23 protein-coding genes, 1 other RNA gene and 1 pseudogene are annotated in these 26,355 nt (G+C 59.0%); 10 read left to right on the top strand and 15 right to left on the bottom strand.

The window, feature by feature from the left end:
• Positions 1-115: 115 nt before the first annotated feature.
• The 5 genes from H7698_RS11655 (at position 116) to H7698_RS11635 (ending at position 5,586) form a co-directional block, all read left to right on the top strand.
• Complete coding sequence (locus tag H7698_RS11655; RefSeq protein WP_194691453.1) at positions 116-1,405, top strand: phospholipase; 1,290 nt, start codon at positions 116-118, stop codon at positions 1,403-1,405.
• Between the two features lie 55 nt (positions 1,406-1,460).
• Positions 1,461-3,419 (top strand): DUF1302 domain-containing protein, encoded by a 1,959-nt coding sequence (locus H7698_RS11650; RefSeq protein ID WP_162437871.1) that lies wholly within the window; start codon positions 1,461-1,463, stop codon positions 3,417-3,419.
• A 39-nt stretch (positions 3,420-3,458) separates the two neighbouring features.
• The gene (locus H7698_RS11645; protein ID WP_194691452.1) at positions 3,459-4,832 is read left to right on the top strand and encodes a DUF1329 domain-containing protein; all 1,374 of its coding nucleotides are present in this window, start codon (positions 3,459-3,461) and stop codon (positions 4,830-4,832) included.
• Between the two features lie 92 nt (positions 4,833-4,924).
• Positions 4,925-5,170: a FitA-like ribbon-helix-helix domain-containing protein gene (locus H7698_RS11640; RefSeq protein ID WP_162437873.1), complete on the top strand. Its 246-nt coding sequence runs from the start codon at positions 4,925-4,927 to the stop codon at positions 5,168-5,170.
• A complete protein-coding gene (locus H7698_RS11635) occupies positions 5,167-5,586 on the top strand; it encodes a type II toxin-antitoxin system VapC family toxin (protein WP_194691451.1) in 420 nt (139 codons plus the stop codon). Before H7698_RS11640 ends, H7698_RS11635 begins: the two co-directional genes overlap by 4 nt.
• Before the next feature lie 121 nt (positions 5,587-5,707).
• Here H7698_RS11635 and H7698_RS31845 read toward each other — a convergent pair whose 3' ends face one another.
• Positions 5,708-6,412 (bottom strand): methyl-accepting chemotaxis protein, encoded by a 705-nt coding sequence (locus H7698_RS31845; RefSeq protein ID WP_442966286.1) that lies wholly within the window; start codon positions 6,410-6,412, stop codon positions 5,708-5,710.
• Between the two features lie 201 nt (positions 6,413-6,613).
• Positions 6,614-7,492 (bottom strand): annotated as a pseudogene (locus H7698_RS31840) (methyl-accepting chemotaxis protein); the annotation flags it as partial.
• Positions 7,493-7,867: 375 nt separating this feature from the next.
• On the opposite strand from H7698_RS31840, the gene H7698_RS11625 reads away from it, so the two are divergent.
• Positions 7,868-8,539, top strand: coding sequence for a histidine phosphatase family protein (locus tag H7698_RS11625; protein ID WP_194691449.1), 672 nt, complete (start codon positions 7,868-7,870; stop codon positions 8,537-8,539).
• A complete protein-coding gene (locus H7698_RS11620) occupies positions 8,536-9,372 on the top strand; it encodes a phosphatase PAP2 family protein (protein ID WP_235992791.1) in 837 nt (278 codons plus the stop codon). Before H7698_RS11625 ends, H7698_RS11620 begins: the two co-directional genes overlap by 4 nt.
• 44 nt (positions 9,373-9,416) lie before the next feature.
• Here H7698_RS11620 and rimJ read toward each other — a convergent pair whose 3' ends face one another.
• The 4 genes from rimJ to H7698_RS11600 form a co-directional block, all read right to left on the bottom strand.
• A complete protein-coding gene (rimJ, locus tag H7698_RS11615) occupies positions 9,417-10,004 on the bottom strand; it encodes a ribosomal protein S5-alanine N-acetyltransferase (protein ID WP_162437877.1) in 588 nt (195 codons plus the stop codon).
• Between the two features lie 232 nt (positions 10,005-10,236).
• Positions 10,237-12,576, bottom strand: a complete 2,340-nt coding sequence (locus H7698_RS11610) for a TonB-dependent siderophore receptor (RefSeq protein ID WP_194691485.1) — start codon at positions 12,574-12,576, stop codon at positions 10,237-10,239.
• A 174-nt stretch (positions 12,577-12,750) separates the two neighbouring features.
• Entirely contained in the window at positions 12,751-13,713 is a 963-nt protein-coding gene (locus tag H7698_RS11605; protein WP_328803730.1) for a FecR domain-containing protein, read from the bottom strand.
• Positions 13,710-14,231 carry a sigma-70 family RNA polymerase sigma factor gene (locus H7698_RS11600; protein ID WP_194691448.1) on the bottom strand — a complete coding sequence of 174 codons (522 nt, stop codon included), beginning with the start codon at positions 14,229-14,231 and terminating at the stop codon, positions 13,710-13,712. The genes H7698_RS11605 and H7698_RS11600 overlap by 4 nt, the downstream gene beginning before the upstream one ends.
• 238 nt (positions 14,232-14,469) lie before the next feature.
• Between H7698_RS11600 and H7698_RS11595 the strand changes: the two genes are divergently transcribed.
• Together H7698_RS11595 and H7698_RS11590 are read left to right on the top strand one after the other, a co-directional pair.
• Positions 14,470-14,718 (top strand): helix-turn-helix transcriptional regulator, encoded by a 249-nt coding sequence (locus H7698_RS11595; RefSeq protein ID WP_194691447.1) that lies wholly within the window; start codon positions 14,470-14,472, stop codon positions 14,716-14,718.
• The gene (locus H7698_RS11590; protein WP_194691446.1) at positions 14,718-15,917 is read left to right on the top strand and encodes a type II toxin-antitoxin system HipA family toxin; all 1,200 of its coding nucleotides are present in this window, start codon (positions 14,718-14,720) and stop codon (positions 15,915-15,917) included. The genes H7698_RS11595 and H7698_RS11590 overlap by 1 nt, the downstream gene beginning before the upstream one ends.
• A gap of 39 nt (positions 15,918-15,956) precedes the next feature.
• On the opposite strand, the gene H7698_RS11585 is transcribed toward H7698_RS11590, so the two are convergent.
• The 9 genes from H7698_RS11585 to H7698_RS11545 form a co-directional block, all read right to left on the bottom strand.
• Positions 15,957-16,160 carry a hypothetical protein gene (locus H7698_RS11585; protein ID WP_194691445.1) on the bottom strand — a complete coding sequence of 68 codons (204 nt, stop codon included), beginning with the start codon at positions 16,158-16,160 and terminating at the stop codon, positions 15,957-15,959.
• Positions 16,161-16,308: 148 nt separating this feature from the next.
• Positions 16,309-16,705, bottom strand: a transfer-messenger RNA (tmRNA) gene (gene ssrA, locus H7698_RS11580).
• A 109-nt stretch (positions 16,706-16,814) separates the two neighbouring features.
• Positions 16,815-17,066 (bottom strand): hypothetical protein, encoded by a 252-nt coding sequence (locus H7698_RS11575; RefSeq protein ID WP_162437882.1) that lies wholly within the window; start codon positions 17,064-17,066, stop codon positions 16,815-16,817.
• A 242-nt stretch (positions 17,067-17,308) separates the two neighbouring features.
• Complete coding sequence (locus H7698_RS11570; protein ID WP_162437883.1) at positions 17,309-17,584, bottom strand: hypothetical protein; 276 nt, start codon at positions 17,582-17,584, stop codon at positions 17,309-17,311.
• Between the two features lie 110 nt (positions 17,585-17,694).
• Positions 17,695-20,523 carry an FAD-binding and (Fe-S)-binding domain-containing protein gene (locus H7698_RS11565; protein ID WP_194691444.1) on the bottom strand — a complete coding sequence of 943 codons (2,829 nt, stop codon included), beginning with the start codon at positions 20,521-20,523 and terminating at the stop codon, positions 17,695-17,697.
• A complete protein-coding gene (locus H7698_RS11560) occupies positions 20,520-21,191 on the bottom strand; it encodes a LutC/YkgG family protein (protein ID WP_162437885.1) in 672 nt (223 codons plus the stop codon). Before H7698_RS11560 ends, H7698_RS11565 begins: the two co-directional genes overlap by 4 nt.
• On the bottom strand, positions 21,191-22,645 hold the full coding sequence (locus H7698_RS11555; protein ID WP_194691443.1) for a LutB/LldF family L-lactate oxidation iron-sulfur protein: 1,455 nt from the start codon (positions 22,643-22,645) through the stop codon (positions 21,191-21,193). The genes H7698_RS11560 and H7698_RS11555 overlap by 1 nt, the downstream gene beginning before the upstream one ends.
• Positions 22,642-23,466 carry a (Fe-S)-binding protein gene (locus tag H7698_RS11550; protein ID WP_194691442.1) on the bottom strand — a complete coding sequence of 275 codons (825 nt, stop codon included), beginning with the start codon at positions 23,464-23,466 and terminating at the stop codon, positions 22,642-22,644. The genes H7698_RS11555 and H7698_RS11550 overlap by 4 nt, the downstream gene beginning before the upstream one ends.
• A gap of 151 nt (positions 23,467-23,617) precedes the next feature.
• The gene (locus H7698_RS11545) at positions 23,618-25,312 is read right to left on the bottom strand and encodes a lactate permease LctP family transporter (RefSeq protein ID WP_194691441.1); all 1,695 of its coding nucleotides are present in this window, start codon (positions 25,310-25,312) and stop codon (positions 23,618-23,620) included.
• A gap of 262 nt (positions 25,313-25,574) precedes the next feature.
• Here H7698_RS11545 and H7698_RS11540 point away from each other — a divergent pair, with 262 nt between their 5' ends.
• Positions 25,575-26,342 (top strand): GntR family transcriptional regulator, encoded by a 768-nt coding sequence (locus tag H7698_RS11540; RefSeq protein WP_162437889.1) that lies wholly within the window; start codon positions 25,575-25,577, stop codon positions 26,340-26,342.
• Positions 26,343-26,355 lie beyond the last annotated feature (13 nt).

Raw genomic sequence — 26,355 nt, 5'->3', positions numbered from 1 at the left:
TTGCGCCTTAGGGCGTGGCGCTATCGGAGAGTTTTTTTGGCGAGATTGGACAGTGTCAGGGGTGGGGGCGGTTGTTAGGCTCAACCCACTGCACATCCAATAAGAATTAAAAGCGATGAAGCTGACATTTTTCCTGCTACTGCTGTGTGGAACGGCTCCGGCGGCTTGGGGTTGGTCCAATCACACGGTGGGCAGCTACCTGGCCTTGCAAGACCTGCCCGCTTTGCGCGAAGCACCCCGGGTGGACGTCGAAACCCTGGAACAGTTTCTCGCTCAGCAATATGGCGCGGTAGCCGAGTTGCTGGAAGAACAGGAGCGCTTCGCCCGTCAGCACTTCGCTCAATACCCGCCACGCCCCGACAGCCTCAAGCTGCCCGCCGTGCCAGGGGATCATCTGCAACAGGCATTCCTCAACGCCCTGCGCATCAACCCGAAGATTCATCTGGCCATGGTTATCCAGCCGATGCCGGGCAAGGATTTGCCAGAACGCGAACACTTGAAAGCCGAGCAGGTGATGGTCGAGCAGACCCTCTCGCCCTGGAATCGCCAGCGTTTTATCCGCGTGGCACACGGCGAAAAAGTATCGGCCCTGGCGGTGCTGGCCAGTGCCGCCGACGAGCCGGATTACGGTCACGACATCAACCTGTTCAGCGACAACCCTGGCGAGGTTGCCGGGCGGTATGGCTTCGGCCCACAGCCTTTCGGTGATCCGCGTTTTCAATACAGTTCCCAAGCGCCCTTCCACATGGGCTTCTTCCATGAGAACGCGGTGGTGTACGCCGCCGCCGATTTCCTGCAGCGCAGCTGGCCGGACTGGCGTGCCTATCAGTACATGGGCCTGGCGCGCCTGGCGTTCGCCACGGGTCATCCGTATTGGGGTTATCGCTTTCTCGGCTGGGGCCTGCACCACATTCAGGACCTGACCCAGCCGTATCACGCCAAACCGCTGCCAGGCGTAGAGCTCGCTAGCATGCTGATGATGGAAGGCAAGGCCCTGGCGGGTTTTGACAGCGACAAACACGCGGCCATCGAGCGTGTCGCCACCCGCCATATGGAAGTGGAAAAGTATCAGTCCGCCTGGCTCCGTCGTTTGCTGCGGGCCGGTCAGGCACACCCGATGCTGGAGGCCTACGTCAATCTCACAGAGGACGCCAGTTACCCGCCTTACTCGGTGGATTACTTGCGCGAGGTGGTCAGCGCACAGTCCGCTGAACAGTCCGCTGCGTTTGATGAGGCCATTGGGCAGTGGCTGGAAACAGCGCCGGTCACCACCGATTTCAGCGCCGGCAATCAGGTCCAGCGCGAAGACTACAACCATCCGGCTCTCAATCAGCAGCTGTTCAGGTTACTCGGGCATTTCGGTGCGCACAGCCGGATTTACGTCAGCGCGGGACTGGTGCCGTAGTCGTTGCGGCGTCGCTGTCCAGGCAAACAAAAACAAGATCAGGGAAGGGAGAAAGATGATGAGGACTCGACTGCGCCTGTCCGGCGCGGCAATACCCGGCGTGGGCCTGGCAGGACTGCTGCAACTGTGCGCGGTCGAAGGGGTGCAGGCGGTGGAGTTCAGCGTGCTGGACCAGCAGGTCACCGGCTCGTTCGACAGTACCTTGTCTTACGGGCGCTTGTGGCGGGTGCAGGGGCGGGACAAGACCAATGATGACGTCAACACCAACGACGGCAATCGCAACTTCGATACCGGGCTGGTTTCCGAGGTGTACAAGATCACGTCGGAGCTGGAAGCCAACTACCAGAACTACGGGTTGTTCATGCGTGGCACGGCGTTTTACGACACCCAGCTGATGGATAAGCGCAACGATTATTACCGCAACAACAGCCCTTCGCAGCCGAGCCAGAGTTACCCGCAGGACAACCATTTCACCGACCAGACCCGCGACATCGCCGGTAACCGGATTGAGATGCTCGACGCCTACCTCTATGGCAATTGGGACGTAGCGTCGATGCCGGTCACGGCGCGGGTCGGGCGCCAGGTGTTCAACTGGGGCGAGGGCATTTTCTACCGCGGCGGGATCAACACCACGAACCCGGTGGACGCCGCCAAGTACCGCTTGCCGGGCGCCGAGGTCAAGGAAGTGCTGATACCGGTGGAAGCGCTCAGCTTCAACATCGGCCTGACCGATTCCCTGACGGTGGAAAGTTTTTATCAGACCAACTGGAAGGAGACCCGCATCGATCCGGTCGGCACGTTCTATTCCCAGACCGACTTGTTCGCCGATGGCGGCAACACCGCTTACAACAACTTCACCGGCACCGCGCTGGACACACCGGTACCGGGCTTCGGCAATGTGATCGATCTGTACACCGCATTGGGCAACAACCCATTGCTTAACCAGGCCCTGAGCACGACTGGCCTGTACGCCAACGGCGTGACCCCGTCCTTCGGCAATACCCTCAAGGTCGCCTCGGTCGGCAAGGATTACAACGCCCGCAACGACGGCCAGTTCGGCTTTGCCTTTCGCTACATCGCGGAAGCACTCAACAGTACCGAGTTCGGTCTGTACATGGTCAATTACCACGCCAAGGAACCGACCATCTCCGCCGATCTGGGCGGTTATCAGGGGATCGACATGGCCGCCCTGACCAACCTGTTGTCCGGTGTCGCCGGCAGTCAGGCCGGGCAACTCGCCAACGGTCTGGCGACGGCGGATGTGCTGGGCAATATTCAGGCGCATCGTCGCTATGCCGAAGACATTCGCATGTATGGCTTCAGCTTCAACACCACGGTGGGTCAGGCGTCGGTGTTCGGTGAAGTGGCTTATCGGCCGAACCTGCCTATCGGTGTCGCGGCAACCAATGACCTGATCGGCGACCTGGCCAATGGCGCTGCTGCAGCGGCTGGTGGGCAGACCATCAACATTGGCGGGCAGATGGTCACGCTCGACAGCCAGATCAACAACGCGGAGCGGGTCGAGGCGTTCAACACCTCCCTGGGCACCATCTACAACTTCGGCCCGGGCCTGTCGTTCGACTCGATGTTCGGGGTGTTCGAACTGGCGTCCGAGCACCTGCGCGGCAGCAGCCTGCATTACACCGCGTATGACGGCAGCACCCGTTACTACGCGGGCACCGGTAACTATTCCTACGTGTCCGGAGGTGATCGTGGCGATCAGGTCAACCGCGATTCCTACAGCTATACCGCGATGGTCAACGGCACCTGGAACGATGTGTACGCCGGGGTCAACGTCTCGCCCTACGTCGTCTACAAGGACGACTTCAAGGGCAACAGTTATCAGGCGGGCAACACCATCGAGGGGCGCAAGGCTTACACCCTCGGGATCAAGGCCAACTACCAGAACAAGCTGGAAGCCGAGCTGCAGTACACCGAGTTCTACGGCGGTGGCCAGAACAACGGTATTCGCGACCGAGACAACGTCGGCTTCAACCTCAAGTACTTCCTGTAAGTGCTGCGCTCCCACAGGTTTCCATTTCGGAGAACGTTCATGTTTCCTACGTCACGACTGATTAAAACCACACTGTCACTGGTCCTGAGTCTGGCGGCCGGCAGCGCGCTGGCGGCGATTACGCCCCAGGAAGCGCAGCAACTGAAAACCACGCTGACCCCGCTGGGCGCCGAACGCGTGGGCAACGCGGCCGGCACCATTCCGGCGTGGGACGGTGGCATTACCCAGGCGCCCAAGGGCTATACGCCTGGCAAGCATCATCTTGATCCGTATGCGGCAGACAAGCCGTTGTTCACCATCACCAAGGCCAACCTGGAGCAATACAAAGCCCATCTCAGCGCCGGCCAGATTGCGCTGTTCAACAGTTACCCCGACACCTTCCAGATGCCGATCTACCCCTCTCGCCGTTCGGGCTCGGCGCCGCAGTGGCTGTACGACAACACGTTCAAGAATGCTACGTCGGCGAAGCTGCTCGACGGCGGCACCGGTTTTGCCGATGCCTATGGCGGCGTGCCGTTTCCGGTGCCCAAGGATGGGGTTGAAGCACTGTGGAACCACATCACCCGCTATCGCGGCATCTACGTGGTCCGTCGCGCGTCCGAAGCACCGGTGCAGCGCAATGGCAGCTTCGCGTTGGTGACCTCGCAGCAGGAAGCGCTATTCAATTATTACCGCCCAGGCGGGCAATTTGCGGACCTGAAAAACATCCTCTTTTACTACCTGGCCTTTGTTAAGAGCCCGGCCCGTCTTGCCGGTGGTGCGGCGCTGATCCATGAGACCCTGGACCAGCTCAAGGACCCGCGTCAGGCCTGGATCTACGACGCCGGCCAACGTCGCGTGCGACGTGCGCCCAACCTCGCTTATGACACGCCAATCGCCTCGTCCGACGGCCTGCGTACCGCCGACGATACCGACCTGTTCAACGGCTCGCCGGATCGCTACGACTGGAAGCTCAAGGGCAAGCAAGAGATCTACATTCCCTACAACAGTTACAAGGTCGGCAGCCCTGATGTGAAATACGCGGAATTGCTGACACCCGGCCATCTCAACCCGAAATACACCCGTTACGAGCTGCATCGGGTCTGGGTGGTCGAAGGCACGCTCAAGCCCGGCTCGCGGCACATTTATTCCAAGCGTGTGCTGTTTCTGGACGAAGACAGCTGGGGCGCTGCCCTGGTGGATCAATACGACGGACGAGGGGAGTTGTGGCGGGTGTCGATGGGTTACCTGAAAAACTTCTACGACCTGCCGACCACCTGGAGTGCACTGGACGTGTTCCACGACTTGCAGGCGCGCCGCTACTACGTGCAGAACCTGGATAACGAAGAACCCGCCACCGTGGATTTCGCCCAGCCGATTCCGGAGGACGCGTATTTCATGCCGTCGGCGTTGCGCCAGCGCGGGACTCGCTAAAAGCAGACTGGCCGTTCGGGAGATTGCCCGATATTGGCAAGAGAGGGTGTGCTAGCCTGCAATCAATGATTTCATTGATGGCAGGAGGCGTTATGGCCAGCATCACCATTCGAAACCTTGATGAGGCGCTCAAGGAGCAATTGCGTATCACGGCGGCGCATAACGGACATTCCATGGAAGAAGAGGCTCGCCTGATTCTTGGCCGGGCCTTGGCAACTGTTGATCGCTCCGGTGGACTTGGAAGCCGGATCCACAATAGATTCAGCGCTGTCGGTGGATTGGACCTCGAGCTGCCAGAGCGATCAGAAAAGGCTGCTGCGGTGGACTTCTCTGAATGATAGTGCTCGATACCAATGTTCTATCTGAGTTCATGCGCGTTGAACCCGATGCAAAGGTTCTGGATTGGGTCGATGCGCAACCGACGCTGGAACTGGCGATCAGCGCCATCACAGTGGCTGAGATTCTTCACGGCATTGCGCGTCTGCCGTCCGGCAAGCGCAAACAGAAGCTTGAGTCTCATGCGATGGCAATGTTTGAAGAGGACTTCGTGGGAAGGATATTGCCGTTTGATGCTCATGCTGCCGTCGCATACGCGACGCTGGCCGCAGGCGCCGAAGCGAAGGGGCGAACGGCGGCCATGGCTGATGCGCAAATTGCCGCCATTTGCCTGAGTCATGGCGCTTCGATTGCCACGCGTAATGTGCGGGACTTCGAGTTTTCCGGAGTCGAAGTGATCAATCCGTGGGATGCATGAACACGCAGGCAAACAGTAAATTCGCCATCGTCGGAATGCCGCCCGTAGCAAGCCTGCTTCCACGAACCTGTGGAAGCGGGCTTGCTCGCGAATCGATCTATCAGTTGGCCCCAATGCGCGATCAAACGCGGAAGTGGCTCACCATCTGTTGCAACTGACCACCCAAACGCGCCAGTTCAACGCTCGACTTTGCCGTTTCATCGCTGGCGGCGGCGGTCTGTTCGGAGACGTCGCGCACGTTGACGATGCTGCGGCTGATCTCTTCGGCGACGGCGCTTTGCTGTTCGGCAGCCGCGGCGATCTGCTGGTTCATCGACTGGATATTCGACACCGTACGGGTGATGTTCTCCAGTGACAGGCCGGCCTTGCGCGTCAGTGCGACGCTGCTGTCGGTCAGGGTGCGGCTGTTGTGCATCACAGTCGACACTTGCTGGGTACCGTTCTGCAAACCGGCGACCAGGCCTTCGATTTCCTCGGTGGATTTCTGTGTGCGTTGGGCCAGGCCCCGCACTTCGTCGGCCACCACGGCGAAACCACGACCGGCTTCACCGGCGCGGGCGGCTTCGATGGCGGCGTTGAGGGCCAGCAGGTTGGTCTGTTCGGCGACGGCCTTGATCACGTCCATGACACTGCCGATCTTGTCGCTCTCTTGCTGCAGCACACTCATCGCTTCGGTGGAGCGCGCCACTTCGGTGGCCAGGCGTTCGATCTGCGCAATGGCTTCACTGACCACCTTATCGCCTTCACGCGCTTCGCCGTCAGCAGCCGCTGCCGCCTGGGAGGCTTGTTCAGCATTGCGCGCGACTTCCTGCACCGTGGCGGTCATTTCGTGCATGGCCGTGGCCACCTGATCGGTCTCGATTTTCTGGCTGTTTACACCGGCGCTGGTTTGTTCGGTCACGGCGGACAATTCTTCAGCGGCGCTGGCGATCTGCGTGACGCCATCGCGGATACCGCTGATCAAGTCGCGCAGGGTCACGCCCATCCGTGCGATGCCTTGCTGTAACACGCCGAGTTCGTCCCGGCGCGTGACCTTGACGTCCTGGGAGAGGTCGCCGCTGGCGATGCGTTCTACCACGGCCAGCGTGTCCCGCAGCGGACCGGTGATCTGGCGGGTGATGAGCACTGCAGCAATGACGCCCACCAGCAACGCCAGCAAGGTGCTGATCAGTTGCAGGGTGCGGGCTTGTGCGCTTTCGATGTCGCGGCGGTCAAGCTGGATCTGATACAGCTGATCGCTCAGGGACACGATGGCGGCGCCCTGGTCGGTCATTTCCTTGCGCGCCTGCACGGCATCGTTGCTGGCATTTTTATAGGCCAGCAAAGAGTTGCGGTAGTTGCCCAGCGCGGTCTCCAGCTGACGCAAGGCGTCGAGTTGGGTGTCGGCAAAATGCACATTCAGCGATTTCAGGCTGGCAATCGCCGCGTCCAGTTGGGTGACGGCTTTTTGTTCGGTCTCGGCATTGGTGGTCGCGGTGTAGCCGCGCACTTCGTAACGAGCCAGCAGGAACGCTTCCTTGGCGGCAGTGATGGCCAGGAATTGTTCAAAGCGCTGATCGCTCAGCGGCATTTGCTGCACGTGGGTGTAAAGGGTGTTGATCAGCGTGTTGGCGGTTTCAGCGTTGGCGCCCATGGCGTCGCGGGCGCTGTTGCCGGTGCGGTAGGCGCTGCGCATTTTGTTCAGGGACGTCTTATAGGCATCGATCTCGGCGCCTTGCTCCCTGAGCAGCTTGAGGTTTTCCGGGCTCTTGAATTTCGCCAGCAGCGCTTGTTGCTGGGCGGAAAACGCATCAAGCGTGGTTTGTACATTCTGTGCGGCGGTTTCGTCGCCGTTGGTCAGCATGTACTGCAGGCGAACCACACGCAGCTTGGTCAGGCCGGCGTTGAGTTGGGTGATATCGCTCATCCAGTTGCTGCGGTCAATCAGCCCGCCAAGGCTGGTCCAGCCGGTCAGAGCGAGGACGCAGGTCAGCGCCAGGACCAGGCCAAAACCCAGGCCCAGTTTCAGGTTGACGCTGATGTTACCGAACCAGCTATTCATCAAATTCCTCCAGGAACGTTGTCTGTCTTGATCGTCGGTTGGCTGGAAGATTGTTGTTTTTGAGAGCCAGCAAAAATGGGTAGCAGGTGTGTATCGGCCGCACGTTGGGTAACTGAAGATCAAAAAATCGCAGCCAATCTTTAAGCTTTTTTTCACAACCGTTTCACTCCCCGCCGACGCGGCCCTCTCTACCCTCGCGGCATCGAATGAAAGTGGTGCATGCCGACGGGGCGGCTTGATGTGGAATTAAGACTGAGTCTGTTCGGGATAAAACGCTCGATTGATGTGGGCTGGCTGAGCCGTTATCGAAACACCGCCGTAGTGCTGGCCTCGGCGCTGCTGGTCATCCCGTTGACGATATGGCTGTTGGCGCCGGCTGCCGTGCCGGACCTGTCCCACGGCAACGTCGCGGGCGCCCGGACATTGGTCGACGGGTGGGCCAAAGGCGACATGATCGTGCTGGTGCGCCACGTCGAACGCTGCGATCACTCCAGCGCCGTGTGCCTGAATGGTTTCGACGGCATTACTGATCGCTCCCGCAGCGTCGCAGTGAGCGTTGGGGCGCGGTTCGAGCAGTTGGGGCTGGAAAAAGCCGATGTCTACAACAGCCCGTTGCTGCGCACGGCGCAAACGGCCGGGTACATGTTCAATAAAGTGGGCGTGGGCGAAGACTGGCTGATCAATTGCCGGGGCACCATGCTGCGCGACGCGCTGAAGCACAAAGTGCCGGGTCGAAATCTCATTCTGGTTACCCACAGTGAATGCATGTCGCAACTGGAAAAAGACCTCAAACTTCCGGCCTCGACACTCGGTTATGGCGCGTCTTTGTTCATCACGGCTGAAGCGTTCAAAGCTCCGCGCATGCTCGGTTTCGTTGAAGCGTCGGACTGGCAATCGGTGTCCACTCAATGAGCAAATCCATGCGCTTCTATGGCTTCAATTTCGGTATTCCGCTGGCGCTCGCCGTCGTGGTGTTCCTGCTGTTCGACCTGACCCGAATCGACATCGCCTTCAACGATCTTTTCTATGACCCGGTCACGCAGACATTCCCGCTGGACCATGTGCACTGGTTCGAAAAAATCACCCACAAGTGGGCGCGCATCATTCCGAACTGGACCGGCGAAATCGCCATCATCGGTGCCTTGCTGTCGTTTTTATGGCCGCGCCTGAAGGCTGAGAAGCATTCGAAAATCATCGCGTTCCTGGAGAAGATCAAAGTTGGCCCGGTGCTGCGGTTTGCCACCAGACACCGTCGGGACTTTCTGTATGTGGTGTTCGCGTTCTCCATCAGTACCGGCGTGATCCACTACCTCAAGGGTCACACCAGCGTGTATTGCCCCATTGAAACGACGCAGTACGGTGGGAAGATCGAGCACAAGGAGTGGTATCAGAATTTCGACTTGCTGAAAGTCGCGGGTGACGGGCGCTGCTGGCCGGGCGGACATGCCTCGGGTGGCTTTACCATGCTGGCGCTGTACTTCGTCGCGCGTCGCTATCGCTGGCGCTATTCCAAAGCGCTGATGTACGGCTCGCTGGCGCTGGGCTTCGTCTACGGCACCACACGTGTCCTGCAGGGCTGGCACTACATGTCCCACACATTCTGGGCCGGGATCTTTGTGTGGCTGGCGTGTTTGCTGACGGCGCTGGCGTTTTACGGGAGAGCACGGTTGGAGCTGCCGGTGGAGCACGCATCCGTGCACTCTGCTGGTCATGCGTTATCGCAAGCAGGCGCACTTCCACGGTAGAGATGTGTTGCGCAAGAAGGCTTCGTCGAACAAGCCGGTAATGCTCAGGCGAGACGTCGCGTCCAGCGCTGATCCGGTGTTTCAAAACGCTGATTGACCAACGCGGTCAGCACGTGATCTTGCCAGCGCCCGGCGATGCTTAAAAAAGCCTTGGCGTATCCCTCTCGTTCAAAGCCCAGGCGCTCCAGCAGTTGCGCACTGCGCTCGTTGCCGGGGATGTAGTTGGCCATGATCCGGTGCAGGTTTTGTTCATCAAACATGTAATCGATAGCCCTGACCAAGGCTTCGCGCATCAGGCCCTGGCCTTCGTGTGATACGTCGATGTGGTAACCCAGGTAGCAGGCCTGAAAAGCGCCACGCACGATACTGCTGAAGTTGCAGGCCCCGATCATTTGGTTGCCGTCGTTGTTCAGTACAGCGAAATGCACCGCCAGGCCGGCTTTGAACGCGCTGGCCTGAATTTCAAGCCGTCCGCGGGTTTTTTCAGCGCAGTGATAGTCAGTCGGACGAATTGGCGACCAGGGTGCAAGGTGTTTTTGGTTGCGTTGGTAGAAGTCGCTTTCCAGGTCTGCCTGGTCGGGGCTTAGCACCGCCAGCGTCAGGCGTTGGCAGGGGAGGGTCAGCAGTGACATGGAGCGCTCCGCAAGTGAGGGGTGCCCCAGAATTGCCTAAGCGGTTGTAAAACTCAAATGACAAGCTGGTTTTCTCCAGGCAAAAAAAAGCCCGCGGGAGGGCGGGCAAACCGTAGTTTCTTGAATGAGCGAGGGCAATGTACCGTTTGACGAGGCGCGATGGGGTGAAGAAAAATTCATCTGCACGGCGCACCGTTTGCACAATGCGCTTGCTCATTCCCGTTGGCCGCTATCAGAAGTCGTACTTGAAACTGGTCATGATATTGCGCGGTGCGCCGTAGTTGGCCGACAGGGCTGGGGAGCTGTAGTACTCGCGGTCAAACACGTTGTTCACGTTCACCGACGCCGTCAGGTTACGGGTGATGTCATAGCGCGCCAGCAAGTTGGCAATCGCGTAGCTGCCTTGGGTAAAGGTGTGCAAGTCGTTGCCGGTTTTGCTCTGCCAGTTGACGCCACCGCCGAGGGTCAGCTTGTCCAGCGGGCCGTGCAGGCGATAGCTGGTGAACGTCTTGACGCTGTTGCGCGGCATCATGGTGCTGATGCGGGCGTCGTCCGCGTCGGTGGTCACCGAGTAGGCATAGCCTGCAGACGCTTGCCAGCCTTCAGCCAGTTCACCGTTGAGCTCCAGCTCGATGCCTTTGGACGTGGTGTCCTGCTCGGCGCTGTACACGTTGTCGTGTTGCCAGATCGCCAGGTTGTCCTGCTCCAGTTTGAACAGCGCAACGCTGGAGTTCAGCTTGCCTTCAAGGTGCGTGCCTTTCAGGCCGATCTCGTAGCCCTTGCCTTCCATCGGGTCGAGGGGTTTGTTGTCTTCGTTTGTGACCCACGAGGCTTGCGGGCTGAAAATGCTGGTGTAGCTGGCGTACACCGACCAGGTGTCGTTGAGGTCGTAAACCACGCCGGCGTAAGGAATGAACACGCCGTTCTCTTCACGATTGACCTCGGTTTCGGGTGCGCCATACGGGCGGTCCGTGGTGTCGCGTTTCCAGTCGATCAGTCGGCTGCCGAGGATCAGGCTCAGGTCGTCGGTCACGCTGAAACGTGAGGTCAGGTAGGCCGCGTATTGGGTTTCGTCCATGGACGATTTTCCACTTTCGACGAAGTCGGGTTTGGGTGAGTTGCCGTCCCAGGTGAACAGGTTGTCGATGGCGCCTCCCGCTGAAGAGGCGTAGTCGTATTGCCAGCCGCCCCAGCCCGGAACACTTTCCTTGTATTTGGAAAGGGTCATCCCGCCGATCAACTCATGCTCGCGACCAAACAGTCCGAACGGGCCGGTGACGTACAGGTCGAGGTTGTCCTGCCTTGGCGTACCGGAGAACCGCACGGGCAATTGTGAAGTGCCGCTACCGTCCTTGTTGAGATCGCCCATCACATAGTTGAAGGCTTCATCGAATTTGTTTTCCGCGTGGGTGTACTCGATCTTGCCGCTCCAGCCGTTGGCGAATTGCTGCTCGATGGAGGTGAAGAACGTGGTCTGTTCGTGATCGTTATAGGACCAGTCCGGCGCCCCGTTGATCGAGCGCTTGAGGTCGGTGCGTTCGCCGGTGCTGAAGCGCGAGGGCAAGCCGGTGCGCAGCGGCGAGTCGACGTCGGTGCGCTGGTAGCTGAAGCCCATGGTCAGCAGGGTGTCTTCGCTCAGGTCGAATTCGCTGATGCCGTAGAGCAGTTGCGATTGCAGGTTGAAGCGGTCGATCCAGGCATCCTGGGTCTTGTAGTCCGCCACCAGGCGGCCACGCACGTTGCCGCTTTCGGTCAGGGGGCCGGACACGTCGAAGCCGCTGCCGTAGCGATCCCAGTTACCGGCTTCACCGGTGATGCTGGCCCGGGCCTCGGCGGTCGGGCGCTTGCGAATCAGATTGATGGTCGCCGAGGGGTTGCCCATGCCGCTGATCAGGCCGGTGGCGCCGCGAATGATCTCGACGCGGTCGTACATCGCCATGCTCTGGGTGTAGTTGTCCAGACGCGTGTTGGTGGGCACGCCGTCGATCTCGTAGTTCTGGATGACGAAGCCGCGGGAATAGTAGGTGTCAGTCTCCGCACCGAGGCCGTCACGAACGACGGTGATGCCTGAGGTGGCATCCATGGCGTCGGTCAGGGTTGTCAGGTTCTGGTCATCCAGACGTTGGCGAGTCATCACCGTCAACGACTGCGGGGTTTCACGCGGGGTGAGGTTGAGCCGGGTCGAACTGCTGGACGAGTAGGTGGTGTACAGGCCGGTGCCTTCGGTGGTCGACCCCGGCGCCTTGCCGGAAATGGACACCGCGCTCAGCTGCAACGCATCGCCGGAACTGGCCACCAGCGAATAGTTGCCGTTGGCGCCACGGCTGGCTTCCAGGCCAGTGCCCGCCAGGAGCATCGCCAGGCCTTGCTCCACGTCGTACTGGCCGTTAAGCCCTGGCGTTGTCTGGCCTTCGGTCAACGGGGTGGAGTAGGACAGCAGGATGTGCGCCGTTTGACCAAAGCGCGTCAGCGCAGGTGCCAAAGCCCCGGCTGGAATATCGAACGACTGCAGCGTTTGTTCGGCGGCCTGCGCCCAGTTCGGCGCAATCATCAATGATGTGGTTGCCGTCATGCAGGCGATACCTTGAACCACGGCGCCGGCCAGTTTTTGCTTGAGGGATAAGTGCCAGAGCTGGCCGTTGCGAGCGGTGGAATCCACGAGTTGTTCCCCATTGAATATAAGTGTCTGGGGTTTAAGTCTCGCGAGATTCGAAAACGGACCACCCAATCGCAAAAAAAAGTGGTGTCAGGTCAGCCGGGGTTTCAGCGTGACCCAATAGCGGGTGAATTGCTGAACGTCGAGTTGCAGGGTGTCGGCGACGGCGAAAATGATCCGCTCGGTGTTGGCCAAGGGGAATGTGCCTGATACGCGTATGTCGGCCAGGCTCGGATCACAGGCCAGATGTCCGCGCCGGTAGCGGCTCAGTTCATCGAGGAAGTCTTGGAGTGGCTGCCCCTGGGCAACCAGCATGCCCTGACTCCAGGCGGGCGGCGTGAGTGCCACGGCTTGACGGGTAATCAGGCCCTGGGCGTTGAAGCTGAGCTGCTCGCCCGCCTGTAAAGTCATTGCCAGTTGGCGTTGCGCCGACGGATTAATGACCAGCGAGCCCTGATAAACGCTGACCTGTGTAATGCCCGAGCGCTGCCGGACGCTGAACCGTGCCAGCGCGACATCCAGACGACCTTCGGCAGTTTCTATCGACAGGGGACGGCCGTCGGCAATCTTGTCCAGGGTGATCAATATCTCCCCGCGCAGCAGTTTGATGCGTCGTACTTCTCGTTCGAACACCACGTTGATCGCACTGTCGGTGTTGAGCTGTAAGCGTGTGTTGTCCGCGAGCGCGATGCGCCGCTGCTCGCCGATTCGACTGTGGTAATCGGCGGTCAAGTCCTGGAGGAGCGCGGCGTCCTTCATGCTCCAGGCTCCCGCGCCTGCGGCCATCAATACACCGAGTTGCTTGATCGCCGTGCGCCGCGACATCGTCGGGCGAAGGGCGGCGTGGACCAGCGGGCGCTGGTTCGGGGAGCGGATATCGCTCATGCGTTGAGAGAATGCTTCGGCACGCTGCCATGCATGCTCGTGAACGGGGTGTGCCTGGCGCCAGTTCATCCACGCAGCCAGGGTGTCTTCGCTGACGTCGCGTTCCTGCAGTTCCAGATGCCAGTGCATGGCTTGTTCGGCGACGTCGCCGGGGATGGGCGGCTTCACTGCAAGTCCAGGCTGTCATCGAGCATGATGCACAGAGCGCCCGCTTTGACGATGTAGCGCTTGACGGTGGTGATGGAAATGGCGAGCCGTTCAGCGATTTCGCCATGGCTCAGCCCATCCACCTGCGACCACAGAAAGGCCTCGCGAACCGGCCGCTCAAGGCATTCCAGTACAGCATCGAGGGCGATCAGGGTTTCCAGCAGGATTGCCTGCGTTTCAAGACTGGGTGCGGTGAGCTCTGGCATGGCTGCCAGGGCTTCAAGATAAGCGCGTTCGAGTTTTTGCCGGCGGTAATGATTGGATAAAACGCTTTGTGCCACCTTCGCCAGAAACGTGCGTGGCGCATGCAACTCCGGCACCTGCTCCTTGGCCAGCAGTCGCATGAAGGTGTCCTGTGCCAGGTCAGCTGCACTTTGCGAACAGTTGAGCCGGCGCCGTAACCAGTTCTGCAACCAACTGTGCTGTTGTCGATACAGCACGGCCACGTCGCAAAAGCCGGTTTGAGAGGGTGAGGACATGGTCTGATAGCGCCGGATGAGTAAATATCACAAATGATAATACTTATCATATAGATCGGCTGGGTGTGGCTGCAAGGGCGGTGTTTGATTGCTCGGGCAAATGGTCGGTCGCATGCGCCTGTTGACCCGTCACAGGAATGCAGGGCAGGAAATAGGGCGTTACCCAGGATAAAATCTTTGGGTCGCGCGAATGTTATGTATGCGGTACATTTATTGACAAATGTTACGGATATTGAACATGGATCACGCTCTTCTTGTAGATCGTCTCGGCGAACAGATACGCGAAAAGCGCATCAATCGCGGCTTGACTCAGGCACAGGTCGCTCAACTCGCCGGTTTGACACGGCAGAAAGTCATTGCTGTAGAGAAGGGTACATTGTCGGTGAGCATGCTCGCGTTTGCCCGGGTGTTGGGTGCGCTGGATTGTGAGTTCGAGGTGGTTCCAGCCCGCATGCCCACTCTAGAAGAACTGGGGGACATGTTCTAATGAAAATGACCTCGCTGAACGTCAGTACTCCCGAAGGCAATAGCGGGAGGGTCTTCGCCAGTGCAGCAGATTTTGTGTTCCGCTACGACGACGATGCGCGCTCCGAAAGTGCGATCAGCTTGTCGATGCCTGTGCGACTAGACGATTTCCGTCGGCGGGATCTGCATCCTGTTTTCCAGATGAACTTGCCGGAAGGGTATGTGCTGGAGCAGTTGCGTAATCGCCTGGCTAAAACAACCAATGTTGATCCGTTTCTGTTGCTCGCGCTTTCCGGTAGCAGTGCACCCATTGGTCGGGTTCACGTGCGCTCAGAAGCAGTTGATGCGCTGCTGGGGGAGCAGAGATTTGCCGGGGAAAATCTCGAAGAGATTCTGACGTGGGACGGCACGGAAGATATTTTTGCCGACCTGCTGGATCGCTACATTCTGCGGGCAGGCATTTCAGGTGTTCAGCCAAAAGTCATGGTTCCTGAACATCAAGGAGTTGACTTGCCACGCGTCACCTCCAAAACCTCTGACTTGATTATTAAAAGTGGCCGTGATGAGTTTCCCGGGCTGGCAATCAACGAGTTCCTCTGTATGTCGATGGCCAAGGAGGCGGGCATCCCCGTCCCGCCGTTTTACCTTTCGGAAAACGCCAAGCTCTTTGTCATGCGTCGATTTGATCGTGACGATCAGCTCAACCCGATTGGATTCGAGGACATGGCGGCGCTGATGGGGCTTTCAGCCGATCAAAAGTACAGCAAAAGCTACGCAGCGATTGCCAAGGCAGTCCGAGTATTTTGCCCGGCGGTGCACATCAGATCGTCATTGGACCAGCTATTCGATAGCGTCGCGTTGAGTTGTATTGTCGGAAATGGTGATGCGCATTTGAAAAATTACGGCTTGCTCTATTCCGAGCCGACCCAACGCGACGCGCGACTGGCGCCGGCGTATGACATCGTCAACACAACGGCCTACATCCCGGAGGATGTTCTGGCGCTGGATCTGGCGGGTAACAAATCACTGTTTGCTTCACGCCAGGGGCTATTGGAGTTCGCGCAGACATGCGAGGTCGAGCGACCTCAGGAGCGAATTCAGCACCTGCTTACGGCTGTTGAAGGGGTGCTAGAGCGCTACCCCCAGTATCGGGAGCAGGCGCCTAATGTAGTGGGAGCAATTCAACGAGCGGCAGCACCTTTCGCACTCACGTTCGGGTAGTGTTTGGTCGACAGTCAGTTTAAAGGACGGCTCACCTGGTTACTTGGATGCACCGAGCCCGAATTTCAGCCCGCCCCAATTCCACTCCTTCGATTGCTTTACATAGCATCCGGGCTGAATGGCGGGGGTAGCATCACAAGCGATACGACCACCCTTGCTGGTGTCGGCTGTGCGGTCGTTGTAGTGCGCGCAGCCGGAGGCCATCGAAAAAATCAGCGCGGCGGTCAGGGTTTTGAGGGTCATGACAGCATCCTTGCAGGTGGGGCCGTAGCATAGGTTCCGATGTGTCGGGCCGTCCAGGGACTCTTCGAAAGGTAGGGACGCCCCGGGATTACAAACCTCCAGATGCAACAAAGCCCGCACTGGGCGGGCTTTGTTGGTGCTTCGTATTTGGTGGAGCCGGGGGGATTTGAACCCCCGTCCGCCAGTACTCCGCTGTCGGTACTACATGCGTAGCCGTTTCTATTAAGTTAACCCTCAGCGACCCGAAGGGCAGGGTGCTTTGGGCGAGTTGTGTAAGTTTTAGCCGCTTCGTCCACAACGTACTGCACGGCGATTCTGTTCTATATGACAATCACTTCGGGTTTACAGACATCCCCTAGTGATTGCTGGACCCGAAGGTACCAGAAGCTCAGGGCTAAGGCTGCTTACGCAGCGAGAGCGAATTCCTGGCCGTAGTTTTCGTCATTGGCAACTATAAGTAGTTGCAACAGTGGATTTACGAGTTCTGTTACCAACTCGGCATGCACCTAAAGTTTCGCAACCGGCGTCGAATCCTAAACGGCCCCGAGTCTGTTGCTCGGTGAATCAAGTGAGCAACAGACCTGCGCAGTGTACGCCAACGAGACTCAGAAGGCCAACCCGAAGGTTGGCCGCGAGTGATTATGTGCTCGCTGCTCAGTTTGCCATCGACAATGCCTGGGTGGCCTCAGTGGCGCATTTTTTTTCATCATTCGCAGCCTGTGAAGCTTTGGCGCTGGCCAGCAACCTCCTGATCTCCGGTGCGTTGGCGGAGGTCGCTGGCAGCGAATTCACTTTGGCTTCGAGTTCCTGCAGCTTGCTCGTACACAGGTTGTTATCCGCAGCAAATACGGGAGAGGTCAACATTGCAGCGGACATGAACAGACCAGCCAGTGCGGTACGTTTCATGGATATCTCCTAAGAATGATGGTCTCGGTGCTATCGCATGACCGGGCTCGGCCGAGGTCGATCGACCGGCCGCGATGCTTGAGGCCTACTCAAAAGACCACGCCACTGCAAAGTAATTCGGTTTTAGAGAATCGTGAACGACGACAGGCCTGTTGCTCTGTCAATCGAGATGAGCAACAAGCCTGTGTGATTTACATCAGCGTCTGCGAAGCAGGCCATCCCAAAGGTTGGCCTTGTCGGGACTACTGCTTGCCGCCATCACTGGACTTCTGAATATCCTGAATCGTTTGGGTCGTTTCGGCGATGCAATCTTCCGTGCCTTTTTTGGTACCCGTCGCGTGATCAGCTTTGGCTTTTTCGACGGACGCCTGCACCTGTTCAGTCATCTCCGGAGAGATTTGCGACTTGGCATTTTCGATAGTTTTCAAATTGACCGCACAGAGGTCTTCGGCTGCGAACGAAGTGGACGCCATCATGGAAGCAGTAACGAACAGACCTAACAGTACAGAACGTTTCATGTGTATCTCCTTGAGCTGAGGGTCCAGGCATTTGCTGGCCATCAGGACGGGCTGCCGATTGGGGGAAGCCCGGCGATGTCCGGGCTTAATCTGTGGACTACAGCGGCGCGTCAGGGTTCTATTTTTTCTTCAGGTGACCTCGACCGTGTCACCCGGTCCACCAGATAGACCAGGCTGTGGTAGTCAATTCCACCGTGTTGTGTCAGACCAATCTCACAGGTGCGGCTCGTGGAAATCCCTTCGCTGCATTGTTGCACCGCATCCTTGAGCGTTCGCAGTGAATGAGCGTTCAGCTCCGGGGTGGTAAAGCCTTTGTCGCCGGCGAACCCACAGCAGTGAATGCCTTCGGGAATGACCACGTTTTTGCTGCACTTGCGCGCCAGATCGATCAGCGCCTGGCTCTCGCCCAGGTGCTGGGTGCTGCACGTGACGTGAACGGCGATCGGCGCTTCCTGTGGGGTGAAGTCGAGGCGATCCATCAGGTGGGTGCGGATGAAACGTACCGGGTCGTATAGGTCCAGGCGCACATCGCCCACATCCTGGACCAGGCGCAAGGTGCAGGGGCTGGTGTCGCAGTAGATGGGATCGAGCCCACCTCGACTGGCGTGCAGCAGCGCGCCGATCAGTTCCTGGCGTTTGTGCTCGGCCTGCTCTGCGTAGCCTTTGGATGCGAAGGGCTGGCCACAGCAGAGGTTGTCCTGATTGTCCGGAAAGACAACCTGGTAACCGGCTTTTTCCAGCAGCCCACGGGTTTTGTCGTACAGCGACATTTGTTCGTTATCGCCGGCTGCCGGTCCCATGACTCGCGAAACACATGCCGCCAGATAAACCACCCGAGGGCGCTCGTCCGGGACGGTCGGGCTGAAGCGAATGGCTTTTTCCGGTTGCGGCATGGCGCTGGTCCATTGCGGGACCTGGCCTTTGGATAATCGGTTCAGCGTCGCCGACAGCTTTGCCAGACGCGGCGCCCCCAGCATCATTCGTGCACCATTGGCGACGTGCAGGGTAAAACGCGCCCCTTGCAGTGCCGTGGCGAAATTACCTTCAAGCCAGTTGGCAGTTTTCGTATGCGTCGCCTTACGGCTGCGGAGCTTTTTCACCAGCTCGCCGGTATTGATTCCTACAGGACAACGCTGCGCACACAGCCCGGTGGCGGCACACGTTTCGATGCCTTGGTATTCGTAGGCCGCTTCCAACTCGGTAGTGTCCACGCCGGCACGCTTCTTCGCCTGAATATCGCGCCATATCACGATGCGCTGGCGCGGGCTCAAAGTCAGGCCCTTCGACGGGCAGACGGGTTCGCAGAAACCGCACTCGATGCACTTATCCACAATTTCATCGGCGGCCGGCAACGGCTTCAAGTGCTTGAGATGAATTTGCGGATCGTTGCTGAGCACAACGTCGGGGTTGAGAATCCCATGGGGATCGAGCAGACGTTTGAGTTGCCACATCAACTGGTAGGCGTCGCTGCCCCATTCCAGTTCGACGAAGGGGGCCATGTTGCGCCCGGTACCGTGCTCGGCTTTTAAAGAACCGCCAAATTCCACTGCAACCAGCTGTGCAACGTCGTCCATGAAGGCCTGATAGCGTGCGACTTCTTCCGGGCTGTTGAAGCCTTGGGTGAAGACGAAGTGCAGATTACCTTCCAGTGCGTGTCCGAAAAGGATGGCTTCGTCGTAGTGATGCTTGTCGAACAGCTCGATCAAGCGGTTCACGCCAATCGCGAGTTGTTCCACCGGGAACGTCACGTCTTCGATGATCACCGTCGTGCCGGTTTGGCGTACGGCGCCAACGGCGGGAAAGGTGTCTTTGCGGATCGCCCAGAGGCGCGCGTTTTCGACCGGATCTTCAGTGAAATCGACTTGCTTCTCTACGGGAAAACCGGCCAGCGACGCCATGATTTGCCCGAGCTGTTCCTGCAACAGCGAGGACGATGCGGCGCGGGATTCGATCAACAGGGCGCAGGCATTATTCGACAGTTGTTGTACGAAAGCGGGCATGCCGGGTTTTTCCTGCACTGAGCGCAGGCTGCGACGGTCCAGCAGTTCCACGGCGGACACCGGTTGGGTTTTCAACACGGTGACAGCGTTGCAACAGGTTTCCACGTCCGGGAACACGATCAGCGCCGACGCCTTGTTTGGGTGGTCGATGACGGTGTCGTAGGTCACCGCGCTGATGAAGCCAAGGGTGCCTTCGGAGCCGACCAGCAAATGGCTCAAGATATCCACAGGTTCATCGAAATCGACCAAGGCATTGAGTGACAGACCAGTGGTATTTTTCAGACGGTATTTGTGGCGAATTCGTGCGGCGAGTTCGGTATTGGCGCGTGTCTCACGGCCCAGGGTTGCCAGACGTTCCAGCAATTGCCCATGGCTTGTGCGAAAGGCTGCAACGCTGGTTGCATCCTCGGTGTCGAGACGGCTTCCGTCTGCCAGCACCAAACGAATGCCAGCCAGCGTGTGGTAGGTGTTTTGCGCAGTGCCGCAGCACATGCCGCTTGCATTGTTGGCAACGATGCCGCCGATTTTGCAGGCGTTGATCGACGCCGGGTCCGGCCCGATCTTGCGTCCGAAGGGGGCCAGCCAGGCGTTCGCCTGCGCGCCGATAACGCCCGGTTGCAGGCGGATCTGCAGACCCTCGCCGCGGATCTCGCGCGCGTTCCAGTTATCCCCGAGGACGATCAATACCGAGTCGCTGATGGCCTGGCCGGAGAGGCTGGTGCCTGCGGCGCGAAACGTCACCGGGACCTGATCCCGTTGCGCCAGTTTAAGCAGCGCCACCACCTCATCTTCGGATTCGACGCGGATCACCAGTTTCGGAATCAATCGGTAGAAACTGGCATCGGTGCCGAAGGCCAGGGTCGACAGCGGATCATCGAAACGCCGGTCCTGGGGAATCAGTTGCTGCATATCTCGCAGGAAAGCCGTCGGTAAACTCATTGATCCTCCAGGATCAGCACCACAAGGTCTTTCGGCCCGTGCGCGCCGTACGCCAGCACTTGTTCGATATCGGCAGTTTTCGAGGGGCCGGACACCAGCAGCGCGTTGGTCGGCATGCCCTTGGCCCATTCGAACTCTTGCTGCACCTGATAGAAGTTGTCGCGGATTTCGCTGGCCTTGAGCAGGGCGAAATGCACCGGCGGTACCAGGCTCATCAAGCGCGGTTCTTCTCGCGTCGGCCAGATAATGAGGCTGCCCGTGGCAGCGATTGCACCGAGTGTAGTGGTCAGGCTGGCCGGAGTGTCGTTGAACAATTCGGCTTTCCATTCCTCGACCGGGCGGTCGTAGGCTTTGAGCGTTGGAAGCGTGGGATTGTTCGCCCAGTGCTGAGTGACACGTTCGCCGTGGGGCGTCGTGGGTGCGATCAGCAGGCTCGGCAATTGACGATCCTGCAGCAATTGCGCGAGCAGTGTTGGCCACTCGGCACCTGAAGTCAGGTGGATTTCCGTGTGCACCGCTTCCATCTGTTTGCGCAGTTGCGCGATGCGTTGTTCGGGGGCGTAGGTGTAAGGCGCTGTCACCAGTTCGACGTCGAAGTTGTCAGCCACTGGTGTGGTGCCTGTCAGACTGTTGCGCAATTTGGCGAGGATGTTTTGCTTGGCGCTCATCAACGGTCTCCCTGTTTGGCCAGGTGCGCGCGGGCCATGTCATGCAATGAGCGGGCGGCGGGTTTGGGTGCGCTGTGGTTTTGCGTCCAGGGCCCGACATTGCTCGGTGCCAGCGCGCGCAGGCGTGTGGCGAAGAAGCCGAACAGCCGATAGAGCGTCGGCGAACTGTTGAGCCTTGCCCAGGCGTTCCAGATAAACCGTTCCTTGCGTGAATACTTGCTGCCTTGGCCGCGCATCACTTTATGGGGCGTGTCCGGGGCTTTCACGTTCTCTTCCCGTAGGCGCCTAAGCAAGGCTGGGATAGGAATTTTTACCGGGCAGACTTCGCCGCAGGCGCCGCACAGTGACGAGGCACTGGGGTGGTCCGGAACTTTTGCCAGCCCGACCATGTGAGGGGTGATGATCTTTCCGATAGGACCCGGGTAGACCTCGCCGTAGGCATGACCGCCGATTCGGGTGTAGACCGGGCAATGATTCATGCAGGCGCCGCAGCGGATGCAGTTCAAGGTCTGGCGCAACTCACTGTCGGCAAAGGCCTGGCTACGACCGTTGTCGAGCAAGACCAGATGCACTTCCTGTGGGCCGTCGAGTTCATGATCCTTGCGTGGGCCGGAAATCATATTGACGTAGGTGGTAATCGGCTGGCCGAGGGCGGAGCGGGTCAACAAGGACAGCAGCGGGACAACGTCGCGCAGGTTTTCGACGACTTTTTCTATGCCGGTGACCGCGATGTGAACCGGCGGCACGGTGGTCGACATGCGCCCGTTGCCTTCATTTTCCACCAGCAGCAAGGTGCCGGTTTCGGCCACTGCGAAGTTGACGCCGGAGACGCCGATGTCCGCTTCGAAGAATTTCTGCCGCAGGACTCTGCGACCGATTTGAATGAGTTGGTCAACGTCCTTGGTGTATTCCACGCCAAGTTTGTCGTGGAACAAGGACGCGACCTGACCGGCATTCTTGTGGATCGCCGGCATAATAATGTGTGAAGGCTTCTCGTGGTCGAGCTGGACGATGTACTCGCCCATGTCCGATTCCAGGCATTCAATGCCACGATCAGCGAGGAAATGATTCATTTCCATTTCTTCGCTGACCATCGATTTGCCCTTGATCACTTGCCGCGCCTCGTGAGCCCGGATGATCGAGAAGACGATGCCATTGGCTTCGTCCACCGTTTCCGCCCAATGCACTGTCACACCGTTGCGGGTCAGGTTGTGTTCAAGCTGCTCGAGCAGGTCGGGCAGCTTTGATAACGCACGAGCGCGGACAGCGTTGCCCAGCGCTCGCAAATGTTCCCTTTCGTGGGCATCGCTGAAAGACGCTGCCCGTTTTGTCATCAGTGAATCCATCGCCGAGCGAAAGTTGTTTCGCAACTGCGTGTCACCCAGCGCCTCGTGAGCCCGAGTGCGGAAATCTTCTTCTACGGCAACCGTAGGAATAATCGCGGAAGCGTTCATAGAACACCGCCGGTTCGTTGCCAGAGGAAGCTGGCCAGGTGTTGGCCGCGCAACGCTTCCTGCTGTTTTTCCAGCGAGCCGTTGATGTTCATCAGGCAACCGCAGTCGGCACTGAGTACCTTGTGCGCACCGGATTCCTTCAACGACCGGGTCTTGTCAGCCACCATCGCGCCGGAAATGTCTGGCATACGGACGCTGAACGTCCCACCGAAGCCACAACATTCGCTTTCGTGACCGTGCTCGACCCGCTCCACGTTGCTCAGTTGCGACAACAGCTCGCGACCGTGCAGGTGGGTGTTCATCTCACGACGCGCCGAACACGAGGTGTGCAGCGCCACTTTGATCGGCGCACCGCTGTCCTTGAGCTGCACCTTGCAAACGAACAGCAGAAACTCGGCCAACTCGTAGGTCCGTGCCGCCAAGGCCTGGACCTGTTTCAACGTGTGCGGCTCATCCTTGAACAAGTCGGCGTAGTGCTCGCGCAACATACCCGCGCAAGAACCTGACGGCACCACCACCGGGTAGTCTTCGGCGAACAGCGCCAGCTGCGAGCGCGCTACGGTCCGGGCCTGTTCGGTGTAACCCGAGGTGTAGGCCGGTTGTCCGCAGCAGCTTTGCCCTTGCGGATACTCGACACGAATGCCTTCGCGCTCCAGCAGGTGGATCGCATCCATCCCGGCTTCGGGGTAGAACAAATCCACCACGCACGTCCCGAACAGGTAGACCCGCTGCGGTTTTTCGCTGGGGTATTGCCGTGGCTCGGGCAGTGGCGGGGCGACTCGGGTCGCGTTCGGCACAGCGTTGTAAAAAAGCTCGCTCATCAGGCGTGTCTCCGGGTTTTCCCGGTTATCCGTCCGCTGCGGCTGCTGAATATAGTGAGGGAAGCTTTCAGCAGCCTTACAGACCGGGTTGTGAATAGCTGACGCCGCAGTCGTGGTACGGCGTCGGTTTAATGCGTGCAGCGTGTAGTCCTTAGTGCACCAGCATGCCGGTGAACCAGTAGGCCTGGGCCAGGGTGATCAAGCCGACAATCGTTGCAAAGAACAGGCTGTGCTTGAGGGTGAACCGGAACAGGTCGGATTCCTTGCCCACCAGGCCGGTCGCGGCGCAGGCCACGGCGATCGACTGAGGCGAGATCATCTTGCCGGTGACGCCACCGCTGGTGTTCGCGGCGACCAGCAACACATCGCTCACGCCGATTTGGTGTGCCGTGGTGGCTTGCAGCGAGCTGAACAGTGCGTTGGAAGACGTATCGGAACCGGTCAGGAATACGCCCAGCCAACCGAGGAACGGCGAGAAGAACGGGAACGCTGCGCCTGTACCGGCCAATACCAGCGCCATGGTCGAAGACATGCCTGAGTAGTTGGTGACAAAGGCGAAGGCCAGCACCATGCCAATGGATAGAATCGGCCAGCGCAACTCGTAGAAGGTCTCGCGCAAAGTGGTCAGACCAGTTTTTAAGTTGATCTTCAGCACCAGCATCGAGATCAGCGCGGAGAAGAATATCGCCGTGCCGGTGGCGGAAATCGGGTCGAGCTTGAACACGGCGGGAAGAGCGGTCGGAGCGGTCACGATCGGAGCGACCTTGATCACCATCTGGTCCAGGTGCGGAATGGCGAAGTTGAACACCCAGCTGTACATCGAGCCGCCCGCAGCGAACATCGCCTTGAACGGTTTCAGGGTCCAGATCGTCACCAGCACAGTGAGGATCAGGAAGGGAGACCAGGCTTTGAAAATCTCACCCAGGCTGTAGGGAGAAGCCACGGTGCTGCGCGGCAGGCCGAAACCGCCGGCGCTGGCGGTTACGACAGACGCGGAGACTGCACCGGCGATGTGCTGGCCGGCGGTGCGTTTCGGCTGCCAGACTTTCAGGAACAGCGTCAGGGAAATCAGGCTGGCGAGCGCCGAAGTGATGTCCGGCAGCTCAGGCCCGATGAAGTTCGACGTGAAGTATTGGGTGACAGCGAAGCTCAAGCCCGCCACCAGTGCCGCCGGCCAGGTTTCGCGGACGCCACGCATGCCGTCCATCATGAACACCAGCCAGAACGGCACGAATAGCGACAGCAGCGGCAGTTGGCGACCGGTCATTGCGCCGATCTTGAAGGCGTCGATGCCGGTAACTTGCCCGGCGACAATAATCGGAATGCCCAAGGCGCCGAAGGCCACCGGCGCCGTGTTCGCAATCAGGCATAACCCGGCGGCGTACAGCGGGTTGAACCCCAGTCCTACCAACAGCGCGGCGGTAATCGCCACAGGTGCGCCGAAACCGGCTGCGCCTTCCAGGAAGGCACCGAAGCAGAAGCCGATCAACAGCACCTGCAGTCGTTGGTCGTCGGTGATCGACAGCACGGAGCTGCGGATCACTTCGAACTGGCCGCTTTTGACCGTCAATTTGTAGAGGAACACCGCTGCCACGATGATCCACGCGATGGGCCAAAGGCCGTAGGCGAAGCCATACCCGGCTGCGGCGAACGCCATGTCGACCGGCATCTGGAAGGCAAAGATCGCTACTGCAATCGACAGGGCCAGCGTAATGCTGCCTGCCACATGGCCTTTGAGGCGAAACACTGCCAAAGCGAGGAAGAAAAACACGATGGGAATGACGGCGGCGAGTGCGGACAGGCCGAGGCTGCCGAGCGGACTGTAGAGCTGTTGCCAGGTTTGCATATGGGGTGGCCCCTAATTGTTGTTGGTCAGGCACTGATGAGCGTTCTTGGTTAATTGGTAATACCAATTTACAATCGCTGTTGGCTAGGGTAAAAGCCTTGTAGGCGGTGTGTCAATTTGTCGCCCTAAAACTTTTGTCGCAGGCAGGGTGCAGAGACTGATTTGTTTACGCTGTCGAGCGTCGTCTGGTAGGTGCTGCTGCAGTGCCGATAGGCCAGAATAGAGACCCCGGCGAGCGGCCGGGATCGTGGAGAATTGAGTTATGGGGTTTGATCAGATTCGTCAGCGCCGTTTGTCTGACGATATTGTCGAGCAACTCGAGGAGATGATTCTTGAGGGGACGCTGAAGTCCGGCGAGCGTTTGCCGGCCGAACGTGCACTCGCCGAACAGTTCGGGGTGTCACGTCCTTCGTTGCGTGAGGCGATTCAAAAACTGGCGGCCAAGGGCTTGCTGGTCAGTCGCCAAGGCGGTGGCAACTATGTGGTGGAGTCGCTGGGGTCGACATTCAGCGATCCGCTGTTGCACCTGTTGGAGAGCAATCCAGAAGCCCAGCGCGATCTACTTGAATTTCGCCACACACTGGAAGCGTCGTGCGCCTATTACGCAGCATTGCGCGCCACAGATGTGGATCGTGAGCGGCTGACCGCTGCGTTCAATGAACTGCAGGATTGCTATACCCGTCACGACGAAGTCAGCCGGGCGGAGGAGGGGGCCGCTGATGCAAAATTCCACCTCGCGATTGCCGAAGCCAGTCATAACGCGGTTTTGCTGCACACGATTCGTGGGCTGTTCGATCTGCTCAAGCGCAACGTGGTGACAAACATTGGCGGGATGTACAAGCAGCGTACGGAAACGCGCGACATGTTGATTACTCAGCACCGTGAGTTGTACCTGGCGATTGTCGAGGGACGGGCGGAGCAGGCGCGGGAAGTGTCCAGTCGGCACATTTTGTACGTGCAGGAAGTGCTGGAGGAGGTGCGGCAGGAAGTTCAGCGCATGGCTCGGGCGGAGCGGCGCAAGGGGACGTAGTCAGTCAGAGTTT

Source organism: Pseudomonas sp. p50(2008) (assembly GCF_015351605.1).
Taxonomy (GTDB): domain Bacteria; phylum Pseudomonadota; class Gammaproteobacteria; order Pseudomonadales; family Pseudomonadaceae; genus Aquipseudomonas.
The sequence above is the reverse complement of the archived record's forward strand: the minus strand, read 5'-3'. Positions and strand labels throughout refer to the sequence as shown.